This is a genomic window from Nocardia veterana NBRC 100344, assembly GCF_000308855.1.
Taxonomy (GTDB): Bacteria; Actinomycetota; Actinomycetes; order Mycobacteriales; family Mycobacteriaceae; genus Nocardia; species Nocardia veterana.
Map to the genome: position 1 here is coordinate 1 of NZ_BAGM01000049.1, position 23,393 is coordinate 23,393.

Annotated in this window: 24 protein-coding genes; 11 read left to right on the top strand and 13 right to left on the bottom strand. The window is 69.7% G+C overall.

Going from position 1 to position 23,393, the window contains the following annotated elements; genetic code table 11:
* A partial coding sequence (locus ON37_RS30865; protein WP_157171385.1) for a hypothetical protein occupies window positions 1-527 on the bottom strand: 527 nt, incomplete at its 3' end.
* Window positions 528-641: 114 nt separating this feature from the next.
* Between ON37_RS30865 and ON37_RS07930 the strand changes: the two genes are divergently transcribed.
* On the top strand, window positions 642-1,370 hold the full coding sequence (locus tag ON37_RS07930; protein WP_157171386.1) for a helix-turn-helix transcriptional regulator: 729 nt from the start codon (window positions 642-644) through the stop codon (window positions 1,368-1,370).
* 91 nt (window positions 1,371-1,461) lie between these two features.
* Complete coding sequence (locus ON37_RS07935) at window positions 1,462-1,941, top strand: hypothetical protein (RefSeq protein ID WP_040718161.1); 480 nt, start codon at window positions 1,462-1,464, stop codon at window positions 1,939-1,941.
* A gap of 79 nt (window positions 1,942-2,020) precedes the next feature.
* Here ON37_RS07935 and folE read toward each other — a convergent pair whose 3' ends face one another.
* From folE to ON37_RS07950, 3 genes are read right to left on the bottom strand one after another with little or no spacing between them, the layout of a single operon-like run.
* Entirely contained in the window at window positions 2,021-2,614 is a 594-nt protein-coding gene (gene folE / locus ON37_RS07940) for a GTP cyclohydrolase I FolE (RefSeq protein ID WP_040718162.1), read from the bottom strand.
* A 1-nt stretch (window position 2,615) separates the two neighbouring features.
* Window positions 2,616-3,047 carry a hypothetical protein gene (locus ON37_RS07945; protein ID WP_040718163.1) on the bottom strand — a complete coding sequence of 144 codons (432 nt, stop codon included), beginning with the start codon at window positions 3,045-3,047 and terminating at the stop codon, window positions 2,616-2,618.
* A gap of 33 nt (window positions 3,048-3,080) precedes the next feature.
* On the bottom strand, window positions 3,081-3,593 hold the full coding sequence (locus tag ON37_RS07950) for a DUF2231 domain-containing protein (RefSeq protein ID WP_040718164.1): 513 nt from the start codon (window positions 3,591-3,593) through the stop codon (window positions 3,081-3,083).
* Between the two features lie 131 nt (window positions 3,594-3,724).
* Between ON37_RS07950 and ON37_RS07955 the strand changes: the two genes are divergently transcribed.
* From ON37_RS07955 to ON37_RS07970, 4 genes are all read left to right on the top strand, one after another.
* Entirely contained in the window at window positions 3,725-4,423 is a 699-nt protein-coding gene (locus ON37_RS07955; protein ID WP_040718165.1) for a helix-turn-helix transcriptional regulator, read from the top strand.
* A 137-nt stretch (window positions 4,424-4,560) separates the two neighbouring features.
* Window positions 4,561-6,003, top strand: a complete 1,443-nt coding sequence (gene gnd, locus ON37_RS07960) for an NADP-dependent phosphogluconate dehydrogenase (protein ID WP_040718166.1) — start codon at window positions 4,561-4,563, stop codon at window positions 6,001-6,003.
* Window positions 6,004-6,287: 284 nt separating this feature from the next.
* Window positions 6,288-6,473, top strand: coding sequence for a hypothetical protein (locus ON37_RS07965; RefSeq protein WP_040718167.1), 186 nt, complete (start codon window positions 6,288-6,290; stop codon window positions 6,471-6,473).
* 183 nt (window positions 6,474-6,656) lie between these two features.
* Window positions 6,657-7,154, top strand: coding sequence for an SPW repeat protein (locus ON37_RS07970; RefSeq protein ID WP_083892812.1), 498 nt, complete (start codon window positions 6,657-6,659; stop codon window positions 7,152-7,154).
* Window positions 7,155-7,239: 85 nt separating this feature from the next.
* On the opposite strand, the gene ON37_RS07975 is transcribed toward ON37_RS07970, so the two are convergent.
* Window positions 7,240-8,103 (bottom strand): DUF5995 family protein, encoded by an 864-nt coding sequence (locus ON37_RS07975; RefSeq protein WP_040718212.1) that lies wholly within the window; start codon window positions 8,101-8,103, stop codon window positions 7,240-7,242.
* Between the two features lie 272 nt (window positions 8,104-8,375).
* On the opposite strand from ON37_RS07975, the gene ON37_RS07980 reads away from it, so the two are divergent.
* Window positions 8,376-9,368, top strand: a complete 993-nt coding sequence (locus ON37_RS07980) for an LLM class F420-dependent oxidoreductase (protein ID WP_040718213.1) — start codon at window positions 8,376-8,378, stop codon at window positions 9,366-9,368.
* A 35-nt stretch (window positions 9,369-9,403) separates the two neighbouring features.
* Window positions 9,404-10,210: a methyltransferase domain-containing protein gene (locus ON37_RS07985; protein ID WP_051031334.1), complete on the top strand. Its 807-nt coding sequence runs from the start codon at window positions 9,404-9,406 to the stop codon at window positions 10,208-10,210.
* A 38-nt stretch (window positions 10,211-10,248) separates the two neighbouring features.
* On the opposite strand, the gene ON37_RS07990 is transcribed toward ON37_RS07985, so the two are convergent.
* The 5 genes from ON37_RS07990 to ON37_RS08010 form a co-directional block, all read right to left on the bottom strand.
* Window positions 10,249-10,962, bottom strand: coding sequence for a hypothetical protein (locus tag ON37_RS07990; protein ID WP_040718168.1), 714 nt, complete (start codon window positions 10,960-10,962; stop codon window positions 10,249-10,251).
* A gap of 34 nt (window positions 10,963-10,996) precedes the next feature.
* Window positions 10,997-11,512: a hypothetical protein gene (locus ON37_RS30870; RefSeq protein ID WP_051031335.1), complete on the bottom strand. Its 516-nt coding sequence runs from the start codon at window positions 11,510-11,512 to the stop codon at window positions 10,997-10,999.
* Window positions 11,513-11,659: 147 nt separating this feature from the next.
* Window positions 11,660-13,954: a glycosyl hydrolase family 65 domain-containing protein gene (locus ON37_RS08000; protein WP_083892813.1), complete on the bottom strand. Its 2,295-nt coding sequence runs from the start codon at window positions 13,952-13,954 to the stop codon at window positions 11,660-11,662.
* Between the two features lie 44 nt (window positions 13,955-13,998).
* Window positions 13,999-14,673 (bottom strand): DsbA family oxidoreductase, encoded by a 675-nt coding sequence (locus ON37_RS08005; protein WP_040718169.1) that lies wholly within the window; start codon window positions 14,671-14,673, stop codon window positions 13,999-14,001.
* Window positions 14,666-15,100: an ATP-binding protein gene (locus ON37_RS08010; protein ID WP_051031337.1), complete on the bottom strand. Its 435-nt coding sequence runs from the start codon at window positions 15,098-15,100 to the stop codon at window positions 14,666-14,668. The genes ON37_RS08005 and ON37_RS08010 overlap by 8 nt, the downstream gene beginning before the upstream one ends.
* A 246-nt stretch (window positions 15,101-15,346) precedes the next feature.
* Between ON37_RS08010 and ON37_RS08015 the strand changes: the two genes are divergently transcribed.
* Window positions 15,347-15,664 carry a chemotaxis protein CheB gene (locus tag ON37_RS08015; protein WP_040718170.1) on the top strand — a complete coding sequence of 106 codons (318 nt, stop codon included), beginning with the start codon at window positions 15,347-15,349 and terminating at the stop codon, window positions 15,662-15,664.
* A gap of 28 nt (window positions 15,665-15,692) precedes the next feature.
* Here the strand turns inward: ON37_RS08015 and ON37_RS08020 are convergent, their stop codons facing one another.
* Both ON37_RS08020 and ON37_RS08025 read right to left on the bottom strand, forming a co-directional pair.
* On the bottom strand, window positions 15,693-16,469 hold the full coding sequence (locus tag ON37_RS08020) for an STAS domain-containing protein (protein ID WP_051031338.1): 777 nt from the start codon (window positions 16,467-16,469) through the stop codon (window positions 15,693-15,695).
* A 253-nt stretch (window positions 16,470-16,722) separates the two neighbouring features.
* Window positions 16,723-17,991 (bottom strand): sigma-54-dependent transcriptional regulator family protein, encoded by a 1,269-nt coding sequence (locus ON37_RS08025; RefSeq protein WP_040718219.1) that lies wholly within the window; start codon window positions 17,989-17,991, stop codon window positions 16,723-16,725.
* 148 nt (window positions 17,992-18,139) lie between these two features.
* Here ON37_RS08025 and ON37_RS08030 point away from each other — a divergent pair, with 148 nt between their 5' ends.
* Window positions 18,140-19,966, top strand: coding sequence for an NAD(P)/FAD-dependent oxidoreductase (locus ON37_RS08030; RefSeq protein ID WP_040718171.1), 1,827 nt, complete (start codon window positions 18,140-18,142; stop codon window positions 19,964-19,966).
* A gap of 164 nt (window positions 19,967-20,130) precedes the next feature.
* On the opposite strand, the gene acs is transcribed toward ON37_RS08030, so the two are convergent.
* On the bottom strand, window positions 20,131-22,062 hold the full coding sequence (acs, locus tag ON37_RS08035; protein ID WP_040718172.1) for an acetate--CoA ligase: 1,932 nt from the start codon (window positions 22,060-22,062) through the stop codon (window positions 20,131-20,133).
* A 92-nt stretch (window positions 22,063-22,154) separates the two neighbouring features.
* Here acs and ON37_RS08040 point away from each other — a divergent pair, with 92 nt between their 5' ends.
* Entirely contained in the window at window positions 22,155-23,384 is a 1,230-nt protein-coding gene (locus tag ON37_RS08040; protein WP_040718173.1) for a GAF domain-containing protein, read from the top strand.
* The last annotated feature ends 9 nt before the right edge of the window (window positions 23,385-23,393 follow it).

Sequence of the window (23,393 nt, forward strand, 5' to 3'; positions counted from 1 at the left end):
CGCCGGCCCTGGCCCGCGTCGAGCCGGCGGCGCGCTTCGGCCATCGACTCGCCGATCGACCGGTGGCTACCCCACCAGTGGATGTGGCGCAGGTAGCCGCGGGAACGGTAGGTGTTCATCACCTCGACATGGTCGGGGCTGCCGGTGAATTCGGCCAGTGCCGCCTCGTCCGTCCACAGCGACAGCGAATAGGTGATCCGTCCCCACGGCTGATAGCTCGTGACGATGCCGAGCGCGCCGGGCGTGTCCAGCACCTGCTTCTCCAGTCGCGCGGAGATCGTCGCGACCGGAATCAGGTCGGCGCGCCGATGAGGGCGGAATTCGTTGACACTCAGCAGAATTCGGTCCGGCCACGGTTGGGTGCCGGTCGGGTACCAGGGCCGGTACAGGCGAAAATCGCGCGCATCGAAGCCGGAATCCGCATGCGCTCGCCACGTGATCGCCGGCGAGATCAGAAAGGCTTCCGAGGTGGACCGGATGTGTTGGGCGCGGGCGCGCACCGCGGTCCGGGCACGAACAGGGGACATGATCGACACTCTTTTCCGATGGCCTTCGGCGCGCGGTCGCCGCCGTGCCGCTAGCCTCCCAGTGTGTGCGCCGCGGGACTTCCGAAAACGTGCGGTGATCGACCGTCGCCGGTGGTGTGGATCAGGCCGGATCACGCCGGCTACCTCGGTCCCGATATTCGGGTGATCGCGCATGCCGCGGCCGTCGATGTGCTCAACGTGGGTGTCGACGGCCCGCTGATCTTCGAGGCGCCGGGACTCGGCTCCCGATCGCTGGGCAGTGTGACCGCTCCGGCCCGCGTTCCGCATCGGGTGCGAGTCCCGGAGGGAAGGGCGTTGCTGCTGTTCGCCGACCCGTCCGGGCACGCGGCATCCGGGTGGTCCGAGGCGATGAGTGAGACCCTGGGCGCCTTCGGATTCGGGCATCGCATGGAAGCCGAGATCGCGGCGGCCTGTCGCGCGGGCGCCCCGCCCGAAACCATCGCCGGGTTGGCCGCGGTCGGTACGGCACCGGCGGGCGATCCGCGAATCGCCCGCCTGACCGAGTCGATCCGCCGCGACCCCGGCCGCGGCTATCGGGCGCGGGAGATCGCCGCCGGGCTGGGGCTGTCGCCTTCCCACTTTCTGCGGCTGTTCGCGCGGGAGACGGGTACGACGTTCCGCCGGTATCAGCAATGGGCCCGGCTGCGGTGGGTGGTGCACGGGCTGGCCGGCGGCAACGACCTGACACGCAGCGCCGCCGATGCCGGGTTCGCCTCACCGTCGCACTTCAGCGACACCTTCCGGCTCACCTTCGGGCTCTCCGCCACCGATCTGCTCCACACCGGGGTCCGATTCGACGTCTCGGACCCCGATCTGGGCTGAGGCGCGTCGGGCACCGCCCTCGATTCGCCTGCTCGTGTAGTCCGTCCGCGGCCGGGTATCCGCCGCGCAAAACATCACGAGGAGGTATGTCATGGCGAAATGGCTCACCCGTTGTGCCGTCTCCGCGGCGGCGGTCGCCGCGGCGACGGCGCTCGCGACCGGTCCGGCGGCGGCCGCGCCCGCCGGGGTGTCGATCAACGGCAGTATGCAGGTCATGGGCATGAATGTCCTGCACATCGACGCCCAGGGACAGGGCGACGGGCCGGCGACCGGCACCTACACCGCGACCGCGCAGCTGGGGAATATGCCGCTGCCGGTCAAGGTGACCGGTCCGGTGACCTGCCTGCGCGTTCAGGGCGACACGGTCTCCCTGGTGTATCCGATCACGACGTCCCAGCCGATCATGGTCTTCGCCCCCGATTCCATGGCCATCCAGATCACGATCACCAAGGGGCGCAACGGCGCACCGAACATGATCGGCTACGGCATGCCGATGCCGACCAGCTCGTTCCGGGACTGCATGCCCGGCCCCACGCCGTTGATGTTCGACGGCACGATCGACATCACCTGATCGGCGGAACTCTCGGGGTCGGCGCCCACAGCGCCGACCCCGAGAGGGTGAGTGGGCGCAGCCTCCCGGGGCCTCGGTCTCAGGCCGCAATCCCGGTGAGGGAGAAGAACTCCTGGCGTGAGCGAGCATCTTCGCGCAACGTGCCGAGCAGGGTGGAGGTCACCGTGGTCGTGCCCGCGGCTTGAACTCCGCGCAACGTCATGCAGGTGTGTTCGGCCTCGATGACCACGCCGACGCCCTTGGGCTGCACATGGTCGGTGAGCCAATCCGCGATCTGTTTGGTCAACCGCTCCTGGACCTGCGGGCGGCGGGAGAAATGTTCCACGATGCGGGCCAGCTTCGACAATCCGAGTATGCGTTCGCCGGGCAGATACCCGACGTGGGCGACACCCACGAACGGCAGCAGATGGTGCTCACACACCGACCGCAGCGGAATGCGCCGGGCCAGCACCAGCTCGTCGTAGCCCTCCTCGTTCGGAAATGTGGTCAGGTCGAACGAGCGCGGGGTGAACAGCTCGGCATACGCCCGGGCCATCCGCCCGGGCGTCGCCTGTAGGTGCTCGCTGTCCAGATCGACGCCGAGCGCGGTGAGGAAGGTGCGGGCGGCGTCTTCGGCGACCGCCAGATCGACTGCGCCGGTGTCGTGAACGACACGTAATGCGGGCACGGACACGCTAGCTCCCACCGACGCCGAGGGCCGTCAGCAGTGCGAGCACCACGGTGGCGACCGCGAGCACACCGTGACCGCCGACGATCGCGACCGGGAAGTGGCGCTCGGCCGGCTGTGCCGCCTCGCTCGCGGCCGCAGTCCCCGCGGCGCGGTTCCGGTACACCGGCAGCCAGCGCAGCAGCATCACGAAGCCCAGCAGCGCGACCGGAACCAGGAGTCCGAAGCCGACCCAGGCCAGGGCATCGTTGTCGATGACGAGATAGACGATCCAGACCACCAGTCCGGCGGCGGCGAGCAGGAAGTGCCCGAATACCACCGGTGGCGGGAGGTGGGTCGAACCGGGTTGCCGCGCACCGCCTTTGGCGATCCAGGTAGCCAGCAGGAAGAAGCCTCCGCCGGCGGTGAGCAGCCACAGAATCAGAGCGGCGATGCCCATGATGACTCCTACGGTGTGAGAAGGGGAGGAAGGTCAGCGGCGGAAGCCGGTGGCCTGAGTGGTTTCGTCGGCGACCCGCACGCCGTAGTGGTAGGCGAGCTTGCCGCCCAGATATCCGGAGACGGCCAGCGCCGCGACGGCCACGATCGACAGCGTCAACGGTCCCGCCGGAACCGCGGCGTCGACGCCCGTGCCCGCGGTCCGCCACCAGAAATTCAGCGCGAAGGCGACGGTGACGGCCAGGTTCAGGGTCATGTGCACCAACCCGACACGGAATGCCGGTGTGCCGGTGGGAATCGCGAACAGGTCCAGGAATCCGACCAGGGCGGCGGCGAGGGCGCCGAGTACCCCGATGGCGATCAGCCATTGCGCCCCGCGCGCGAGCGGCGCCGGATCGTCGACCACGTGGGAGCCGATGTCGAACACCACGCTCGCGATCCAGCTGCCGATCGGGACGGTGACCAGGATCGGGTGGAACGGATGTCCGTACGGACCGGCCAGGGCCGCGCTCACCGGACGTTTGGCCTGTTGCAGGTCCTCGGTCATGGCGCCTCCGTTCGATGTCAGGCTTATTACACCAATGAATATTGGTGTAATTGCTATCCGGGGTCAAGATGCGCTTGTTGCAGCGGTACCCGATCCCTTTCGCCACACACGATCGGCGCTACTGTGGTCACGTGACCAGTGATGCGGACATCGGTGCCGTCGCCGCGCTCGACGACGAATCGCGGCGCGGTATGTACTGGTTCATCCGCCGGGCGGGCCGGCCCGTCACCCGGGACGAGGCGGCCGAACAGGTCGGCATCTCCCGCAAACTCGCCGCCTTCCACCTGGACAAGCTCGTGGCGGCGGGACTGCTCGTCGCGCGGTACGAACACGTCGGCGGCATCCGGCGGGTGGGCCGGACGCCCAAGGTCTACGAACCCGCCGACACCGAGGTGCGGGTGAGCATTCCGGAGCGGCGCCACGAAGTGCTGGCCGACATTCTGATGCGTGCGGTGCTCACCGAAGGCTCCGAGGAAACGGCACGCGACGCGGCCCTGCGCGTCGCCGAGGACCGGGGCGTCGCCATCGGACGCGAGTTGCGGGAACGGTGGCGCCCCGGACGTCTCGGCGCCGAGCGAGCGCTCACGCTCCTGCACACCGCACTCGGCGAACAGGGCTTCGAACCCGCCCGCACGGCGCCCGTCTGCCTCCGGCTCCGCAATTGCCCCTTCCATCCGCTGGCGGCGCAGGCGCCCGATCTGGTGTGCGCGCTCAACCACGCGTATCTCGCCGGGCTGCTGCGCGGACTCGAGGCCGGCGGCGTCCACGCCGAACTCGCCCCCGCGGCGGGCGAATGCTGCGTCGAGATCACCGCGGGCTCCCGGGCCTGAGGGCATGCCGGTGCGCGGTGTCACGGTGGGGCGGATTCGGGCGGCACAACCCAGGCGCCGATAATGCGTAACCGGTGTGCACGCAGTCGTACGGTGTCGCCCGGACATCCGCGGCCCGATCCGAAGAGAGATGAATGATGACTTCCCGCAATGCAAGTGCTCAGATCGGCGTGACCGGGCTGGCGGTCATGGGCAGCAACATCGCCCGCAACTTCGCTCGCAACGGATACACCGTGGCCCTGCACAACCGGAGTGTCGGCAAGACGGATGCACTGCTCGAGGCACACGGCCACGAAGGCGATTTCGTACGCACCGAAACCATCGAGGAGTTCGTGGCGGCGCTCGAGAAGCCGCGCCGCGTGCTGATCATGGTGAAGGCCGGTGAGGCCACCGACGCGGTCATCGAGGAACTGGCCGCGGCCATGGAACCCGGCGACATCATCATCGACGGCGGCAACGCCCTCTACACCGACACCATCCGCCGGGAGGCGGCGATGCAGGCCCGCGGCCTGAACTTCGTCGGCGCCGGCATCTCCGGTGGTGAGGAGGGCGCGCTCAACGGGCCGGCGATCATGCCCGGCGGGCCGAAGGAGTCCTACGAATCGCTCGGCCCGATGCTGGAGAAGATCGCCGCCCAGGTCGACGGCACCCCCTGCTGCACCCACATCGGCCCGGACGGCTCGGGCCATTTCGTCAAGATGGTGCACAACGGCATCGAATACGCCGATATGCAGCTGATCGGCGAGGCCTACCATCTCTTCCGCGAGGCGCTCGGCTTCGACGCCGGGCAGATCGTCGAGGTGTTCACCCAGTGGAATTCCGGTGATCTGGAGTCGTATCTGGTCGAGATCACCGCGGAGGTGCTGAAGCAGGTCGACGCCGAGACCGGCAAACCGCTGGTCGACGTCATCGTGGATGCCGCCGAGCAGAAGGGAACCGGCCGGTGGACGGTCAAGTCCGCGCTCGACCTCGGCATTCCGGTGACCGGCATCGCCGAGGCCGTCTTCGCTCGGGCGCTGTCGGGTTCGCGCGCGCAGCGCCGGGCTGCGCAGGGCCTGGCCGCCGGCACCCTGGCCGACAAGCCGGCCGACGCCGCGCAGTTCACCGAGGACATCCGCCGCGCGCTGTACGCCTCGAAGATCGTCGCCTACGCGCAGGGCTTCGACCAGATCGCCGCCGGTAGCGCGGAGTACGGCTGGGATCTGCGCCCCGGCGATCTGGCCACCATCTGGCGCGGCGGCTGCATCATCCGGGCGCGGTTCCTCAATCGCATCAAGGAGGCCTACGAGCAGAACCCGGAACTGCCCAGCCTGATCCTCGCCCCCTACTTCCGCGAGGCCATCGAGCAGGCGATCGACGGCTGGCGTCGCGTGGTGGCCACCGCGACCTTGCTGGGTATCCCGGTCCCGGCCTTCGCGTCCTCGCTGTCGTACTACGACGCCCTGCGCGCCGAGCGGCTGCCGGCCGCGCTCACCCAGGCCCAGCGCGACTTCTTCGGCGCCCACACCTACGAGCGGGTCGACGCCGAGGGTAAGTTCCACACGCTGTGGAGCGGCGACCGCAGCGAAGTCTCCGCCTGACGTTCGCCGAGCAGCGTCGGCCGCCGGCGCGGCCGGGCTGCTCGCGCGCATCGGTCCGCACGCGTGGGTCCGGCAGCGCCCGGATACCCGAACACGGATACGTAGGTAGGTGAGTACGTAGTTCTACCGATGCCGATCGAGCGCCGACCACGAATGCTTGGAGGCGAAGGCCCATTCCCGGATGCTCGAGGACGCTGATGGACCACTCGCCCCATCGATCGGCAAGCGGCGACCGACAATCACGACCGGCGGCACCGTCAGCGGCGTTCCCCGCGGAGGGCGATGTGCATCTGCGGATCTGGCTGCACGGTACCGCCTTCGACTATCGGGCCGCCGCCGGCGCCGCCTACCACTTGATTCGCGACTGGCAGCGGCGACGGTGGTGTGCCGTCGAATGCATCATGGACACGCGCGAGGATCACCTGCCCGAGGAGCGGTTACCGAACGAGCGGCTCTTTCTCGGTCCCTGATCGCACCCCGTTCCCCGCAACCGCGGACCGATCCACGCGCGCACTCCCTTCCGCGGTTGTGGTCCTGATCACTGCGTCCGGCGTCGATTCGCTCCGATAGAGCGCTCGGGTACCGGGTAGCCGAGCAATATCCCTGCTGGACAGGGTGAGGAGGTCGAAAGAGAGAGGAAGAAGGTGTTTGTCATGGCCGATGCGTCGCGACACCTGGATTTCACTCACCATCCGGACGCCGCCGAGATCCGGGAGCGCCACGAGCGCATCCTCGCCGGACCGCAGGCGGTCCTGGTCGACGGGCTCCTGCTGTTGGCCGGACTGTACCTGGCGATCTCGCCGTGGGTGGTCACGCCGTTTCCGACGGCCGCCGGGGGCGGGCTGTCGCGGTTGGGGGTGATCAATCTGATCGTCGGCATTGCGGTTGCCATCGTCGGCCTGTCGCTCGTCGCCGCGCCCGAGCGGTGCCATCGACTGAGTTGGACGGTGGTGGCCATGGGCGTGTGGATGCTGGTCACCCCGTGGGTGATCGGACCGTCCACCACCGCCGTGCTGTGGAACAACCTGTGGACCGGCGGTGTCATCACCGCGCTGGGCCTCGCCGCTACCGGCATGCTCGCCGCCGGGGCGCGGACGACCCGGCACACCACCGCGGCCGCGCCCGCGCAGCGTCACATGGCTGCGCACTAGCCCGGCCCGAAAACCCGTGCCCCACACCGGTCGCCGGTGTGGGGCACCGTTCGGTCGGGACCCGGCGCGGCCGTAGCCGTGGCGGTTACAGTCCACCGGCGGCGGACAGCACCGCGAACGCGGCGTCGGCGCTGTGCCACAGGACGTCGATCTCGGTGCGGGTCGCCGGTTCGAGGGCCGGATCCTGAAGGGCCAGGCCGTTGCCGAAGATCACCACATTGGCGCCGGCATCGGCGAGGCGCAGGAGCGCGCCGGAACCGACGCCCGCGCCCACCACCCGATCGAGGCCCTCGCCGAGGAAGTAGAACCGCCACAGCGGTCCCAGATCGCCGCCGTAGTCGGCCTTCGTCTCGTCGACGATGAGCGACCCCTTGCTCGCGATCGCATCCACGATCCGGAAGTAGTCGGGCGCGTCGGCGGGCGTGGCATGCACCGCCGCCACCGCGTTGGCCAGGTCGACGGTGAGGTGGGCGTTGTACCCCGCCATCGCCACCCGGGCCGGCGACAGTCCGCAATCGCGGGTCAGTGCGAAGTAGTTCGTCCATTGCGGTTCGGTGGGGCCGCCGGTGAATTCGCCGTGCACGTTGCGCAGGAATCGCAGCAGGAGATCCAGGCTGATCCGATGGGCGAATTCCGGATCGGCGAAGGCGGCCGGATCGCGTTGCAGCGGCATGACCGCGGCCTGCTCCACCGCGTCGAGCCCGAGTGCGAGCAACCCGCGCCGATCACGGTGGCCCACCAGGATGTCGGTGATCCGCCGATGCTGGTCCACGGCCTGTTCGAGGCGTTGCAGCGAACTACCCGACAGGGTGGAGGTATCGGACAGGCGCACGATATCGGCGATCTCCGCGGCCGACAGGGGCGCGCCGCAGGCCGAATCGGGCGGTTGGGCCGAGGCCGGCGCGGGAACCACCAGGGCCGCGCTCGCCGCCGCCGCGGTCACCGTCATCGCCACGAGGCGAACAGCGCGCCGGATCCGGTGGCGGCGGGGTGGGTGTGGTCCGGCAGCGACGGGCATATCGTCTCGCCTTCGGTCGGTGGACGGATCGGCGGCAACGCCGCGGCAGGCGCACAGCCTAACCTGCCACCGCCGGTGCGTCGTCCCAGCCGCACGGCGAGTTTCGATGTGGATTCGGCGCGGCGCGCGCGGAACTGTTGCCCGGCGAGGCTTCGATGGGAAAAGTTCCTGCCCGACTTCTGTTCTCACTCGAGGAGGCGCATGTGCGTTTCGGCATCTTCGTTCCCCAGGGCTGGCGGCTGGATCTGGTCGGCATCGATCCGGCCGCGCAGTGGGTGGTGATGCGGGATCTGGCGCGCCGCGCCGATGCCGTCGGCGGCTGGGAATCGCTGTGGGTGTACGACCACTTCCACACCGTTCCGGTGCCGACCGAGGAGGCCACGCACGAGGCGTGGACGCTGATGTCGGCCTTCGCGGCGGTCACCGAGCGTATCCGGCTCGGACAGATGTGCACCGCGATCGGTTATCGAAACCCGGCCTATCTCGCCAAGGTCGCCGCGACCGTGGACGTCGTCTCCGGTGGGCGGGTGGAGATGGGAATCGGCGGCGGCTGGTACGAACACGAGTGGCGCGCCTACGGGTACGGATTCCCTTCGGCCGGAGAGCGTTTGGCCCGATTGGACGAGGGCGTGCAGATCTTCCGCCAGGCGTGGACCACCGGCACCGCCACCCTCGCCGGACGGCACTACCAGGTCGACGGCGCCATCGTGCGGCCGTTGCCGCTACAGCAGGGCGGTATTCCGATCTGGGTCGCCGGTGGTGGCGAGAAGGTCACCCTGCGGATCGCGGCGAAATACGCGCAGTACACGAACTTCTCGGGTGATCCGGAGACGTTCGGCCGCAAGTCGGCGGTGTTGCGCGAGCACTGTGCCGCGGCGGGTACGGACTTCGAGGCCATCACGCGCAGCTCCAACTTCAACACGGTGGTCGGCTCGACCGAGGCCGAGGTGCGCGAGCGGATCGCCGCGATCCGGTCGCGGCTGGTTCCGGTGCTCGGCGCGGACGGCGCCGAAACCCAGGTGCGCGCCCTGTTCGGCGACGCGCCGGCGGTGGGCACACCGGAGCAGATCGTCGAAAGACTGTCGCACCTGCGTGATCTCGGGTTGGGCTATGCGATTCACAACTTCCCGGAGTCGGCCTACGACGTGTCGGGTGTCGAGTTGTTCGAGCGGGAGGTGCTTCCCGCGCTGCGCTGAGCTGCGCCGACACCCGGCACGGGCATACTGTCGGGGTGAGCGATGACCGCGGTGTCCCCTCCTTTCATATCGGCAAGGTCCATCACCCCGAGCAGGAGTTGATCGTCCGGGTTCTCGACGATCAGGCCGGATTACCGGGAGTCGTGCGGATGCGTGCCTGGGCCCGGGCGGCGTTGCGGGTGCGGCCGGGCGATACCGCCCTCGACATCGGCTCCGGCACCGGCAGCGAGGTCGTCGAACTGGCCGGCCTGGTCGGTGCGGACGGCCGGGCCATCGGGGTCGATCCGAACCCGTCCATGGTGGCGCTCGCGCGCGAGCGGGCGGCCGGGTCGCGGGCGGAATTCGTCGAGGGCTCGGTCTACGACCTGCCGCTGCCGGATGCGACCGTCGACGTGGCTCGCTGTGAGCGGGTGTACCAACATCTCGACGATCCGGCGAAAGCGACGGCGGAGATCGCCCGGGTGCTGCGTCCGGGCGGGCGTGTGGTCCTGATCGACAGCGACTGGTCGACCGCGATCTTCCACCCGGGCGATCCGGAGGTGATCGACGCGCTGCGGCGGTATGCGGATGCGGACAGCCCGAACCGCAACTCCGGCAGGCAATTACGCGGTTTGCTGGTCGCCGCCGGTTTCGAGATCGACGATATCGGTTCCGAGGCGGTCGTCTGGGAACCGGCGGCGGTCCTGCCGATGTACACCGCGATCGCCGAACGAGGTGTCGCGGCCGGCGTCATCACGGCCGAGCAGCGCGCCGAGTTGTTCGCCGAATTGGATCGGGGTATCGAGGCGGGCAACTATCACTTCTCGGTGACGATGTTCGCGGTGGTGGCGCACCGGCCCTGAGGTCCGGCCGGCCCTCGGGCCGGCCGGAACCGAGTTCGTCAGTTCGCCGCGCCGTGCGCGTGCTCGGCCTGGAGCTGATTGAATTTCTGTGTGCCCGCGGCGATTCCGACCGGAATCGCGACGGCCACACCGCCCACGCTGGCACCCAGTCCGCCGACCGCGACCACGCCGACCAGACACGACGCCACCATCGCCGGGATGGTCATCGTGCCCGCGGTGGCGAGGGAGATCAGGGTGCCGCCGGTGGCGATGCCGAGCGGGCAGCCGAGGCCCGCGCCCACCACCGATCCGGCCAGGCCGCCGACGGCCATCGCCAGGCCCATATGCGGTGCGGCCGCCGCCACCGCCTGCTGCAGATCGGCGGCGAGTTGATCGCCGGCGACCGGCTGTGACTGTGCCGCAACGTCTTCCGCGTCCTCGGCGACCGCGGTGGCCGGTTCGGCCGCGGCCGGTTCGGCCGGTGCCGGAACCTCGATCGGTGTCCCGAGCACGGTGGCGCCGGTGGCGTCCCGGATATCGAATCGGCCGGGCCCGACGGCAACCGTGCCGAACGGTGTCCGGAGCGCGGCGGTCGCGGCGGATGTGTTGTCCTGATACCGGATATCGGGGGCCAGTGTGGTGGTGGTCCATTCCGACGGCGGCGTCGCGACCGTGGGTGCGGCCAGCGTTTCGGCGTGGGTGGTACCGGCCGCGGTGACCACGGCGATGGCGAGCAGGCCGGCAACGGCGCCGGTCCGGGTGAACGTCTTCATCTGATCTTTCCGCTCTGGGGTCGGGGCTGTTGAATTACCGCGCGTCGGCCTGGACCGGCATCGCCTGTGCGATCAGGCCTTTCGCGTGCAGTGATCCGTACTGTTCGCCCACCGCGTTCGCCAGACTCGGCCCGCCGCTGACGATGCCGCCGGCCATTCCACCGAGGAATCCGAGCGTGCCCGCACCCAGGATGCAGCCGCCGACGACGCCGATCGGTGTCAGGACCGGAACCGGGATGGTCAGCGTGCCGCCGGTGACGGCACCGAGCGGACAGCCCACGACGACACCGGCCGCCGTGCCGACGACCTGTCCGACGGCGGAGCCGTCGGCCCACGCGCCCGCGATGGCGTCGAAGGCGTTGAGATATTCGGTCGTCGGGTCGACGACGGGCGCCGGGCCGGACGGATCGATGTCGGTGGCTGTGTCATGAACGCCCGCGGCCGGATCGGCCGCGGGCTGTCCAGACCCGGCGAAGGCCGGAGCGGCGAGGGCCACAATGGCGGACGCGGCGAGGACCGCCACGGCGGCCGCGCGTGTGAGGTGACGCATGGTTCTTCTTTCTCGATGCCTGATTGCGACTCGTGACTTCCCGATTCGCCGAACCGGCATTCTCACGAGCCGTCCGTACAGTAGTCAGCCGGCGTTCGCAGCCCGGAACCAGTCGGGCTCGTCGGGCAGCTCCGGGGACGACGCGGGTCAGCACCCGGGCCGGGTGGGCAATCGCATCGGGCTGCCCGGCGCGAGGGTCCGGGTGCCGCTCGGGGTGTCGATCGCGATCGGTTCGCCGGCGGTGAGAGTGACCGTCGTGGTGTCGGTGGCGATTCGGAGGTCGAGCGTCGATGCGCCCACCCGCAGGCCGCGGATCCGCAGTCCGTCCGGGAAGCCGGTGGGCAGCATCGGATCGAGGGCGATTCCCGAATCCGTCCAGCGTAATCCCGTGGGGCCGTAGAGCATTCCCTGCAGGAAGCCCGCGGCTCCGGTGACGAAGACCCAGGCCGATTGGCCCAAGGCGTTGGCGCCGGAACGGTTTCCGCGCGCCTCGGATTGGAAGTCGTAGGGTGGGCGCACATACGGCTGCACCGACCGATCCAGGTAGTCCTGGGTGCGGCACGGGTCGTAGCGGGCGCTCAGGATCGCCCCGACGCTGTTGGTCATATTCGGTCCGTCGGGATCGGTGCGGTCGAAGTAGTAGCGCAGGGTGGCGGCGGGGGAGTATCCGGGCGCGGAGTAGGAGAACGGGTAGCTGAGCAGCACCGTATCGGCCTGCTTGATCGGCGCGCCGGTGTAGCCGAGGTATTCCGCGGGTACGCCGGGCGCGACATCGGGCGGCATGGCCATATTGACCGCGATATCGGCCCAGCGCGGATCGACCGGCAGCCCGCTGTCGTGTGCCGCGCGCGCCGCGATCCGCATCGTCTCCCGCACGCCGCCGTTGGTGAGGGCGTTGTCGACGGAGACGGCGACGTATTCGTCGGCGCCGGCCGCGGGGGCGTAATGGTATTTGCCGTCGGGCAGTTTCGGGCCCACCCGGGCGGTCAGGTACGCCGCGATCGCCGTGATGACCGGCGCACCGGTGGTCCGCAACCACTGGCGGTCCCCGGTGGCGAGGTAGTACTGCCATTGGGCCAGCGCGATCTCGTTGTGCAGATGTTCCTCGGTGAGTCCGCAGCCCACCGGGGAGGCGCACCGCTGGGCCGGTCCGTCGTCCCACGGATACAGCGCCCCGGGCAGTCCGTAACCGCGCGCGTTCGCCTGCGCGGCGGGCAGGGCGGCACCGCGGAAATCGACGATGGTGCGTGCCAGGTCGGGATACAGCGCCAGCAGGGTGGGGAAAATCCAGGTGTCGGCGTCCCAGAACGTCATGCCGCCGTAATCGTCGGAGGACAGGCCCGCGGGTTGTACCGACCAGTGCTCCCCGGCCCGGACGCTGGACAGCACCGAATACAGCGCGGCACGGATCCAGCGGGGATAGTCCACGCGCCCGGACACGTCGATCGCCGGCTGCCACAACCGATCCCATTCCGCAGCATGGGCGGCGTGCTCGGCGTCGAACCCGGCGGAGCGGGCGGTGACGGCCGTGGCGGTGGCCGCCGCCAGTGGGTCGGTGCCGTAGCAGGTGGCGGAGATACCGACGAATTTGGTGAAGGTGTAGCTCGTGCCTGCGGAAACCGCGGTGCCGTATCGCATTTCGTTACTTCCCGGCACGGCATCGGTGGTGGTGCCCGCCGGTGCGTCGACGGCCGACACCACGAACGCGGTGTCGGCGGTGCCGTCGGCGCGCACGCCCGCCACGCTCTGCCTCCGTTCCGGGTCGGCGAACGCGGCCACCGGGGCGGCCCGGCGCGCGGCGGCGGTGTCGACGCGGTCGACGACGTCGAGCGGGCCGGAGTACGCCGGCGTGATCGTCAGTTTCTGGACGGCGAGATCGGGCCGGGACCGCGAGACGAACGTGTCGTAGCGCAACCGCACGGAGTGCGCGGAATCGGGAGCCCAGACGGCCTCGGTGGTCACGGTGGCGGTGCGGTAGTCGAGCCGCTGGTGGTACTCGGTAACGGTCGCCGGGTCCACCGCCGGGTCGTAGGTGTGGCCCGCGACCCGCACGGCGAACCCCGACCAGGCGGGCAGCGCGGCGATCACCTGGGTGTACTGCGGTGACGGTGCGGCGCGCGCGTAGAAACCGGCCAGATACGTTCCGGTGTAGCGCGATTGCTCCAGTGGGAACGAGGTCCGCACCGCATCGCCGTAGTCCTGGTACCCGCCCCCACTGGGCGGCAGCACCGTGCCGATCCGGCCGTTGCCGAGGTAGGGGGCGGCGTGGAAATCACTGGGCGCGAACGTGTCCGAACTCGCCGACCACGAATCGCCGGTGTCGGTGTTCTCGGCCACCGCCGGAGCCGATCCGGTCACGGGCGCCAGCAGCCCGATCACCAGCACTGCGGCGGGCCACAGCCGCGCCCGGCGCATCCTTGCCATCGGGGTCACGGCGCTCATGGTCGGTGGCGTCCGGACCTCGGTCAACCCGACACGCTCGCCGGTCAGCCGGCGGCGGCCGCGAGGAGGCGGGTGACGGCGTCGGGATCGTCGGCATCGACCACCGGGAACCCCGCGCCCGGTTCGCCGACCCAGTGCAGTTCGATGCCGGGATTGTGGACATCGGTGCCGTCGGGCAGAAACAGGTGCGGACTGCCCTGGACTTCCGCTCGGCCGGTGCGGTAGGTCCGCATCAGGTCCGCGCGGGCGGCGCCGGTGTCGAGATCGGCGGCCAGCCGTTCGGCATCGACAGCCGGGCAGGTTTCGGCGATCGCCACGAGTTCGTGCCGCAGGTCGATGGGGCGGCTGTCGCAGAACAACGCCCGGCGCACCGCCATATCGAATTCCTCGGCGGCGGTGCGGGACTGGCGTGCGGCGGCATGGACCGCCTCGTTGGCCGGGAGCGTGGAATTGGGCCAGGTCTGCACATCGGCGCGCCACGGGCGCCAGCCGAAATCCGGTGCCAGCGCGCCGATTACCGGTATCTCGACGTCGACGAGGCGCTTCGGGACGGGCGATCGGTTCACGTCCTCGAGCGAGAACAGGCGCAGATCCATCCGCACCGCGTCGTCGAGGCCCAACTCGGTTCGGCGTCGATACAGCCGGTCGAGAATCAGCGTGGACCAGCCACACGCGACATCGGTGAATATCGCGATGGTCCCGGCCGCCACGTCAACCATCCGCGGGTCCCGTCTCGTGGGTCCGGACGAAGCCGACGGTGACCGGAAAGCCGTGGCGTTCGGGATCGAAGGGTTCGGCGACCGTCGCGAAGGAATGGGTGACCGTGTCGAGCACCTGCCACGGGAGGGTTTTCTCGCCGATGGCGTCGGCCGCCGCCGCCACCGCGCCGACGGTGATCGACAGCTGCCCCGGCCGCGTGACGAACTCGCATTCGATCGGTGCGTCCCGCACCGAGGCACAGATCAACGCCGTGGCGACCTCGTCGAGAGCGACCCGGACGTCCTCGGTTTCCTCCGCCGACAGCGCCGCGTTCAGCGTGACGGTGTCCGACAACGCCCGCAGCATCGTGAGCTGGTCCAATTCGGGGCTGGTCCGAACGGTGATCGTGGCCGCGTGTGGCGGGAGCTGTCCGGCGCCTGTACCCATGGCTGATCCTCCTGCGCTCGGTATCCGGCGTTGCGGTGCGGCCGATGGCGGGTGGCGGTGCGCACGGCGAGCGGATACCCGGGTGTGGAAGCGGAAAACGGGTGTCGGTGGGCCGCTGTTCGATCGACGCCGGTGGTGTTCGGCCGCGCCGGGCGTGGAGAAGTCCCGTGCGGCGCGGTTCGGAACCACCCGCGCGGGTATGCGTCCGGCAGGTGGCGACGCGGGCACGGTGCACGCCGATTCCGCGTGGCCACGACACGGGTCGGCTCCGAGCCGGGCAGCTGCGGCGCCAACACGCCGAGGCACGATGGTGGCCGGCGCGCGCCGCAGGACCTGATCGTCGTCGGCGCCTCGGCCGGCGGCGTCGAAGCGCTGCGCGAATTCGTCGGTGACCTACCCGCCGATCTCGATGCGGCGGTGGCGGTGGTGCTGCATATGCCGCCGCACGGCGCCAGCGCCCTACCGGCGATTCTGGACCGGGCCGGGCCGTTGCCGGCGGTCGCCGCGGCCCAGGGAACTCGCTCACCGATCGCAACGGCTCGCCGGTGGGCGCCGTTCTGGTGATGGAGCCGGTGGACGGCGAGGGCGGGATTCAGCCGAGTTGACGCGGCCGGGCCGTCGGCAGAGTCGCCCACACGATCTTGCCGGACGGCCAGCGCGGTGCACACCCCCAGGCCGCGGCGAGCCCGGCGACCATGTGCAGTCCGTGCGTCCGGCGCCCCGACGGTTCCGGCTCGGTCTCCAGCAATACGGCCTCGTGCGGGTCGGGATCCGCCACCGCGACGGTCAGCAGATCGTTGCGGTATTCGAGGTGCACGTCGATGTCGGCAATCTCGGCGAAGATGCCGTGCTGATAAGCGTTCTCGACGAATTCGGTGGCGATGACCTGAGCGTCCCCGCTGGTGCCGGCGATCGCCCAGTCGGTGCACACCTCGTCGACGAAGCGCCGGACACGGGGACCGGTATCGGCGGTGAGGGCCATGGTGAGGTCCACCCGGCGGCGCAGCGGCGGGTCGGCCAGGGCCGCGACCGCCGCGGGCACGGAGGCGTGGATCGGCAGAAACCGGCGGATGGCGCTGCGGACGAGCCGCTGTCGCAGCGCATCGCCCCGGGCTACCAGCACGATCGGCACTGCCGGCCAGTCGGCGGTGCGCAGCCGAGCGCTGGTGAAGGCGGTGAGCGCCGTCTCGGAGCAGACGGTGAGCTCGTCCAGGCATACGACGACCGCGCGCGGCTGCTCGACCACGTACTTGACCAGCTCCGCCGCGAAACGGCGATAGGTCACGGCATCCAGCGGGCCCCGTGGTTGCAGGACCGTGCAGCACTCGACCTCGTTCGGCTGCCAGCGGATATCAGCGGCGGTGTCCACGGTGGATCGGATCCGGTCGTGACGGGTGCGCCATCGCGGCGACCGCGGCGAGATCTGTTCGCCGGGCGGGCGGCTTCGTCGGCATAATTGGACTTTACCCGCGTCGATCGCGGTTATTCGCGGTAGGGGCAACGGGCCGTGAGCGAATTCGGGTCGCCGGCATCGGTCGTCTCGTTGCTCGTCCGACCTTTGCGAAATGGTTACCGGTGATCGTGAGTTTCGCTTGTCGACATATCGAATTCGCACACCGAGATCAGTGTTCGGTGAGGCCGAGCGCCTGCCGCACGGATCGGTCGGCGGCCTGCAGGAACGGGCAGTCGGCGAGCCGGTCCGCATCGCCGAGGTCCAGGGTCAGCTCGACGCCCGCGGCGATCCGGTAGGGCCTGCTCTCGACGACCGAGCCGAGGATGCGCCGCAGTCGCGACAGTTCGGCGCGGATCGCCACCGCGTGATCGGGATCGCCGTGCACCGCGGTACTGAGTTCGGCGACCGACATCCCGCGCCGGCCGCGCCGGTGCAGCAGCAGCAGGATCTCCGCATGCCGCCGCGAGAGCGGTGTGCGCCAATCGGCTTCGCCGCCGGTACTGCGAACCATCGGTGGCCCGGTGAGGTCCAGGGTCATCCGGATCCGGGCGTCGCCGGGCGCGGGGCGCAACAGCCAGCCGTCGAGCAGCGGCTCCGCGACGCACAGGCCCAGGCCCGGAACCTGCACGGCCCGTTCGGCATTCGGGACGGCGATCCGACGCGCCGGCGCCACACCGGTGGCATGGGCGACCCAGCCGTGCCGGTCGATCAGCAAGGCCGGGCCGGTCAATGCCGACAGGGTGGGCATGGCGGTGTCGCGCAGTCGCTGCAGCCGCTCGTATTGCCGGTGCAGCAGTTGTCCCTCGGCGATCTCCACCGCGGCGCTGACCAAGGCGGTGACGGTGGGATGCAGGGTCAGCGCGGGCCCGCTCACATCGACGACGCCGAGCAGATCACCGCTGCGCGGATCGTGCACCGGCGCGGCGGTGCAGTACCACGGATGCTGGGACTGTTCGAAGTGCTCGCCCGAAAACAGCTGCACCGGAACGGCTTCGGCGAGGGCGGTGCCGATGGCGTTGGTGCCGACGGTGGTTTCGGTCCACGTCGCACCCTCGCGGAAGCCGAGGTCGTCGGCGCGGCTGCGCACCCGGGCGGCGCCCGAGCGCCAGAGCACGATGCCGTCGGCGTCGGTGACGACCATCATCATCTGCGAGGAATCGGCGACGGAGGTGAGGATCCGCGACAGATCGCCGATCACCTCCTGCAGCGGCGTGGCACGGCGGCGTTGCTCGATATCGTCGAGCGGCAGGATCGCGCGCGTATTCGTTCGATCCGGGGCCAGTCCGGCCGCGAGCACCCGCGACCAGGACCGGGCGACCACGGTGCGCGGGCGCAGCGGCGGCCGCCCGCCGCCGATGACCGCGTCGTGCATGCGCACGAGTTCGCGAGCGTAGCGCGGCAGATCCGTTCCGGGGGTGATCGCCTCGAAGCTGCCCACGTCGTCCATTCCTGATCCGCTCGGTGCGCGCGCCCGGCGAATCCGTGCCCGGCGCGGCGCACCGATGATGCAACGCCTTGCAACGATTGTGACACCGGTTCGACTGGCGTGTGCTGTAGGTCACAGATCTTCGTGGAAGGAGTATCCGATGACCCGGACATTGGAACCGGTGGCGGCGCAGTCCGACGGCGCGGGGCCGCAGCAGCGCGTCGAAATATGGCTGCGTGAGTTCGAATCCGCGCTGGTCGCGCGCGATATCGAGGCCGCGGCCGGGATGTTCGCGCTCGACAGCTTCTGGCGGGACCTGGTCGCTTTCACCTGGAATATCAAGACCGTCGAGGGCCGGGACGGGGTGGCCGACATGTTGCGCGCCCGCCTGGCCGACACCGACCCGCGCGGATTCCACACCACCGAACCGGCCACCGAGGAGGGCGGTGTGATCACGGCGTGGATCGCTTTCGACACCGCGGTGGGGCGCGCCGCGGGCCATCTCCGCCTCACCGACGAGGGTGCCTGGACCCTGCTCACCAGCCTGCGTGAATTGACCGGGCACGAGGAGAACAAGGGGCCGCGGCGGCCGAAAGGCGCCGAGCACGGGGCTAATCGGGACCGGATCACCTGGTCCGAGCAGCGCGAGCGCGAGGAGCGCGAACTCGGATACACCAGGCAGCCGTACGTCGTGGTCGTGGGCGGCGGCCAGGGCGGTATCGCGCTCGGCGCCCGGCTGCGGCAGCTGGGGGTGCCGGCCCTGGTGATCGACAAGCACGATCGGCCCGGCGATCAGTGGCGCAAGCGCTACAAGTCGCTGTGCCTGCACGACCCGGTCTGGTACGACCACCTGCCGTATCTGCCGTTCCCGGACAACTGGCCGGTGTTCACGCCGAAGGACAAGATCGGCGACTGGCTGGAGATGTACACCCGGGTGATGGAGGTGCCGTACTGGTCGAAGACGACCTGCACCTCGGCGGCCTACGACGAAAGCACCGGCGAGTGGATGGTGCACGTCGAGCGCGACGGCGAGCCGGTGGTGCTGCGGCCGCGGCAGCTGGTGCTCGCCACCGGGATGTCCGGCAAGCCGAATATCCCGAATTTTCCGGGCATGGACCGCTTCCGGGGTGAACAGCAGCATTCGAGCGAGCATCCGGGGCCGGACGCGTACGCCGGGAAGCGGGTCGTGGTCATCGGCTCGAACAACTCGGCGCACGACATCTGTGCCGCCCTGTGGGAGGTGGGCGCGCACGTCACCATGGTGCAGCGGTCCTCCACCCATATCGTGCGGTCGGATTCGCTGATGGAGCTCGGGCTGGGTGATCTGTATTCGGAACGGGCGCTGGCCGCCGGAATCACCACCGACAAAGCCGATCTGATCTTCGCCTCGCTGCCGTATCGGATCATGCACCGATTCCAGATCCCGATCTACGACGCCATCCGCGAACGCGACGCCGAATTCTACGACCGATTGGCGAAGGCCGGCTTCCAATTGGACTGGGGTGACGACGGTTCCGGCCTGTTCCTGAAGTATCTGCGCCGCGGCTCCGGCTACTACATCGACGTCGGCGCCAGTGAATTGATCGCGAACGGCGATATCGCGTTGGCGCACGGGCAGGTTCGGGAATTGACCGAGGATGCCGTCGTTCTCGACGACGGGACCGAACTGCCCGCGGATCTGGTGGTCTACGCGACCGGATACGGCTCGATGAACGGCTGGGCAGCCGATCTGATCGGCCAGGAGGTCGCCGACAAGGTCGGTAAATGCTGGGGATACGGCTCGGGTACCACGAAGGACCCCGGCCCGTTCGAAGGGGAGCTGCGCAATATGTGGAAGCCGACCCAGCAGGAGGGCCTGTGGTTCCACGGCGGCAATCTGCATCAGTCGCGCCACTATTCGCTGTATCTGGCGCTGCAGTTGAAGGCGCGGTACGAGGGCATCCCGACCCCGGTGTACGGCCTGCAGGAAGTGCATCACCTGAGCTGAGAAGCCCGGCCGGGCCGTTCGCGTCGAACGGCCCGGCCGATCCGGAACATGCTGTAGGAGAAAAGTTTTCGTGAGGTGAACGGCCGATGATGTCCGCGACGCCCACGGCGAAGAACCCCGCCGCACCCGATGACGTGTGCGGCGGGGTTCGTTCGGGCCGTCGCTCAGTTCACCGGGCTGAACTGCCGCGCGATCTGCTCCACCACGGTGGGATCGGCGAGGGTGGTCGTCTCCCCGATCTCGCGGCCGTCGGCGATATCGCGCAGGATGCGGCGCATGATCTTGCCGGAGCGGGTCTTCGGCAGTTCGGGCACGATCTGGATGTGCCGCGGTGCGGCGATCGGCCCGATTTCCGCGGTGACGTGGGCGCGCAACTGCTCGACCGAGGTGTCACCACTGCCGTCGCGCGCCACCACGAAGGCGACGATGCGCTGTCCGGTCACCGCATCGGCCGCGCCGACCACCGCTGCCTCGGCCACCGCGGGGTGCGCGACCAGTGCCGATTCGATCTCGGCGGTCGAGAGCCGGTGCCCGGAGACGTTCATGACGTCGTCGGTGCGGCCGAGGATCCAGATATCGCCATCGGCGTCGTAGCGGGCGCCGTCCCCGGCGAAGTAGTAGCCGTGTTCGGCGAAGCGTTCCCAGTAGGTGCTGCGGAAGCGGTCCGGATCGCCCCACACCCCACGCACCATCGACGGCCACGGCTCATCGAGGACCAGATAACCGGATTCCCCGGGCGCCACCTCGACGCCGGTGTCGTCGACCACCTTCGCCGAGACGCCGGGCACCGGTTGTTGCGCCGCACCGGGTTTCGGTGCGCGCATCCCCGGCAGCGGGGCGATCATCACCGCACCGGTCTCGGTCTGCCACCAGGTGTCGACGATCGGCGCCTGCCCGGCACCGATGTGTTCGCGATACCACGCCCATGCCTCGGGGTTGATCGGCTCGCCCACACTGCCCAGCACCCGCAGACTGGACAGGTTGTAGCGGGCGGGGATGTCGGCACCCCATTTCATGAAGGTGCGGATCAGCGTCGGCGCCGTGTAGTAGATGGTGACGCGGTAGCGCTGGATGATCTCCCAGTGCCGCCCCTCGTGCGGGGTGTTGGGGGTGCCCTCGTAGACCACCTGGGTGGCGCGGTTGGCGAGCGGGCCGTAGACCAGATACGAATGGCCGGTGATCCAGCCGATATCGGCGGTGCACCAGTACACGTCGCGGCCGGGTTCGTGGTCGAACACCACACTGTGGGTGTACGCGACTTGGGTGAGATAGCCGCCGGTGGTGTGCACGATGCCCTTCGGATTACCCGTCGTGCCCGAGGTGTAGAGGATGAACAGCGGGTGTTCGGCGTCGAACGCCTCGTATTCGTGCCGGTCGGGGACACCGCTCAGCAGATCGTCCCACCAGATGTCCCGGCCCGGCGTCCACGGCAGTGCGGCCGGCAGGTCGTCGCCGACGCGGCGGATCACGATCACTTTCTCGACGGTGGTGGATCCGATCAGCGCCTCGTCGACCTTCTCCTTCATCGGTACCGCCGTGCCGCGCCGGTACTGGCCGTCGGCGGTGATGACGACTCGTGCCCCGGCATCGTCGACGCGAGCACGCAGCGCGGCCGGGGAGAATCCGGCGAAGACGACGCTGTGCACCAGTCCGAGCCGGGCGCACGCCAGCATGGCGACGATCGCCTCCGGGATCATCGGCAGCTGGATCGCGACCCGGTCGCCGGCCCGCATACCGAGGCCCGCCAACGCGTTCGCGGCGCGATGGACCGCCCGCTGCAGTTCGGCGTAGGTCACGTCGCGGGTGTCGCCGGGCTCGCCGACCCAGTGGACGGCGACCTGATCGCCGTATCCGGCGTCGACGTGCCGGTCGACGCAGTTGTAGGCGACATTGAGCCGGCCGCCGGTGAACCAGCGGGCCAGATGCGGTTCGGGGCGCTCCAGCACGGTGTGCCAGGGGGTGTCCCAGTGCAGGCGTTCGGCCTGGCGGGCCCAGAAGCCGTTCCGGTCGGCGGCGGCCGATCCGTACAGTTCCGCGGCGGACACGTCGTTCCGCCGCGTCGAGAGAGCCGGATTCCCGGTGGTCGAGTCGTTCATGGCGGCAGTGTGGTGCGCCGGGGTTGGCAAGTGGTTGAGGCGGCGATCCGGCCGGACGAGATGCAGTTGTGGAAAGGGCGGAGCAGACGACGATGAACGACACCAGCACGCTGGCCCGGCGACGGGCTGCCCTGGAGGACGAGTGGGCGCGATGGGTCCGCACCGCGGGCGCGCCGCCCGCGGACGACCGGAAAGCCTTGGGCCGGATCATGATACGGCCTGAGGTGAGCCGATCGTGGCACCGTTCGCTGCGGTCGGTCGATCCGGCACGCGACAGCGCACCGGGCGACGACTCCGATATCGGCGCACGCTGGCTCGAGTCGCCGCTGTACCGTCCGGTCACCGAGCTGGCCGACCAATTGCGCGGCATCGCCGAGGACGCCGGTTTCGTCGCGGCCGTCACCGATGCGGACGGGACGATTCTGTGGTCGTGCGGCGGTCCGGTGATGCGCCGCCGCGCCGAACGGGTGAACTTCGCGCCCGGCGGGCGGTGGGGCGAGCCGCACATGGGTACCAACGCCCTGTCGCTGGCCCTGCGCACCGGGCGGCCCAGCACCGTGTTCTCGGCCGAACACCTCGTCGCGGCGCTGCACGGCTGGGTCTGCTACTGCGCGCCGATCCACGGCGCCGACGGGCGCCGGTTGGGTTCGCTGGATCTGTCCTCGACGTGGGACCGCACCCATCCGCTCGCGATGGCGACGGTGCAGTCGCTGGTGACCGCGATCGAGAATCGGTTGTGCACCCTCGCGCCGCCCGCGGGTGGGCTCCGGCTGACCTGCCTCGGCGCCGGCCGGGTGACACGGGACGGGCACCCGATCCGCCTGCGGCCCCGGCAGATCGAGATCCTCACGTTGCTCGCGCTCGAGCCCGGCGGCTTCACGCCCGAGCGGCTGCATTACGCGATCTACGGTGAGCGCCCGATCGTCTCCAGCACGCTCAAGGCCGACGTCTCCCACCTCCGGCGCGCGACCGAGGCGGCCATCGCCAACCGCGTCTACCGGTTGACGACACCGCTTCGCTGCGATGCGGCCGATCTGCGCACCGCGCTGGAGGCGGGTGACGCCGAGGCGGCGCTGCGGCTCTATCGTGGCCCGCTGCTTCCGGATTCGGAGACTCCCGGCATCGTGCAGTGGCGGGAGCATCTCGATGTCGCCGTGCGCACGGCCGTCCTGTCCAGCGGCGATCCGGGTCATGCCCTCGCACTGGGTGAGCGCATGCCCGCCGATATCGAGATCCACGAGCGCGCACTGGAACTACTACCCCCCGACGACGGCCGACGGGCGGTCGCCGCAGCGCGACTGCATACCGCGCTGCGGGGCTAGCGGGTCGCC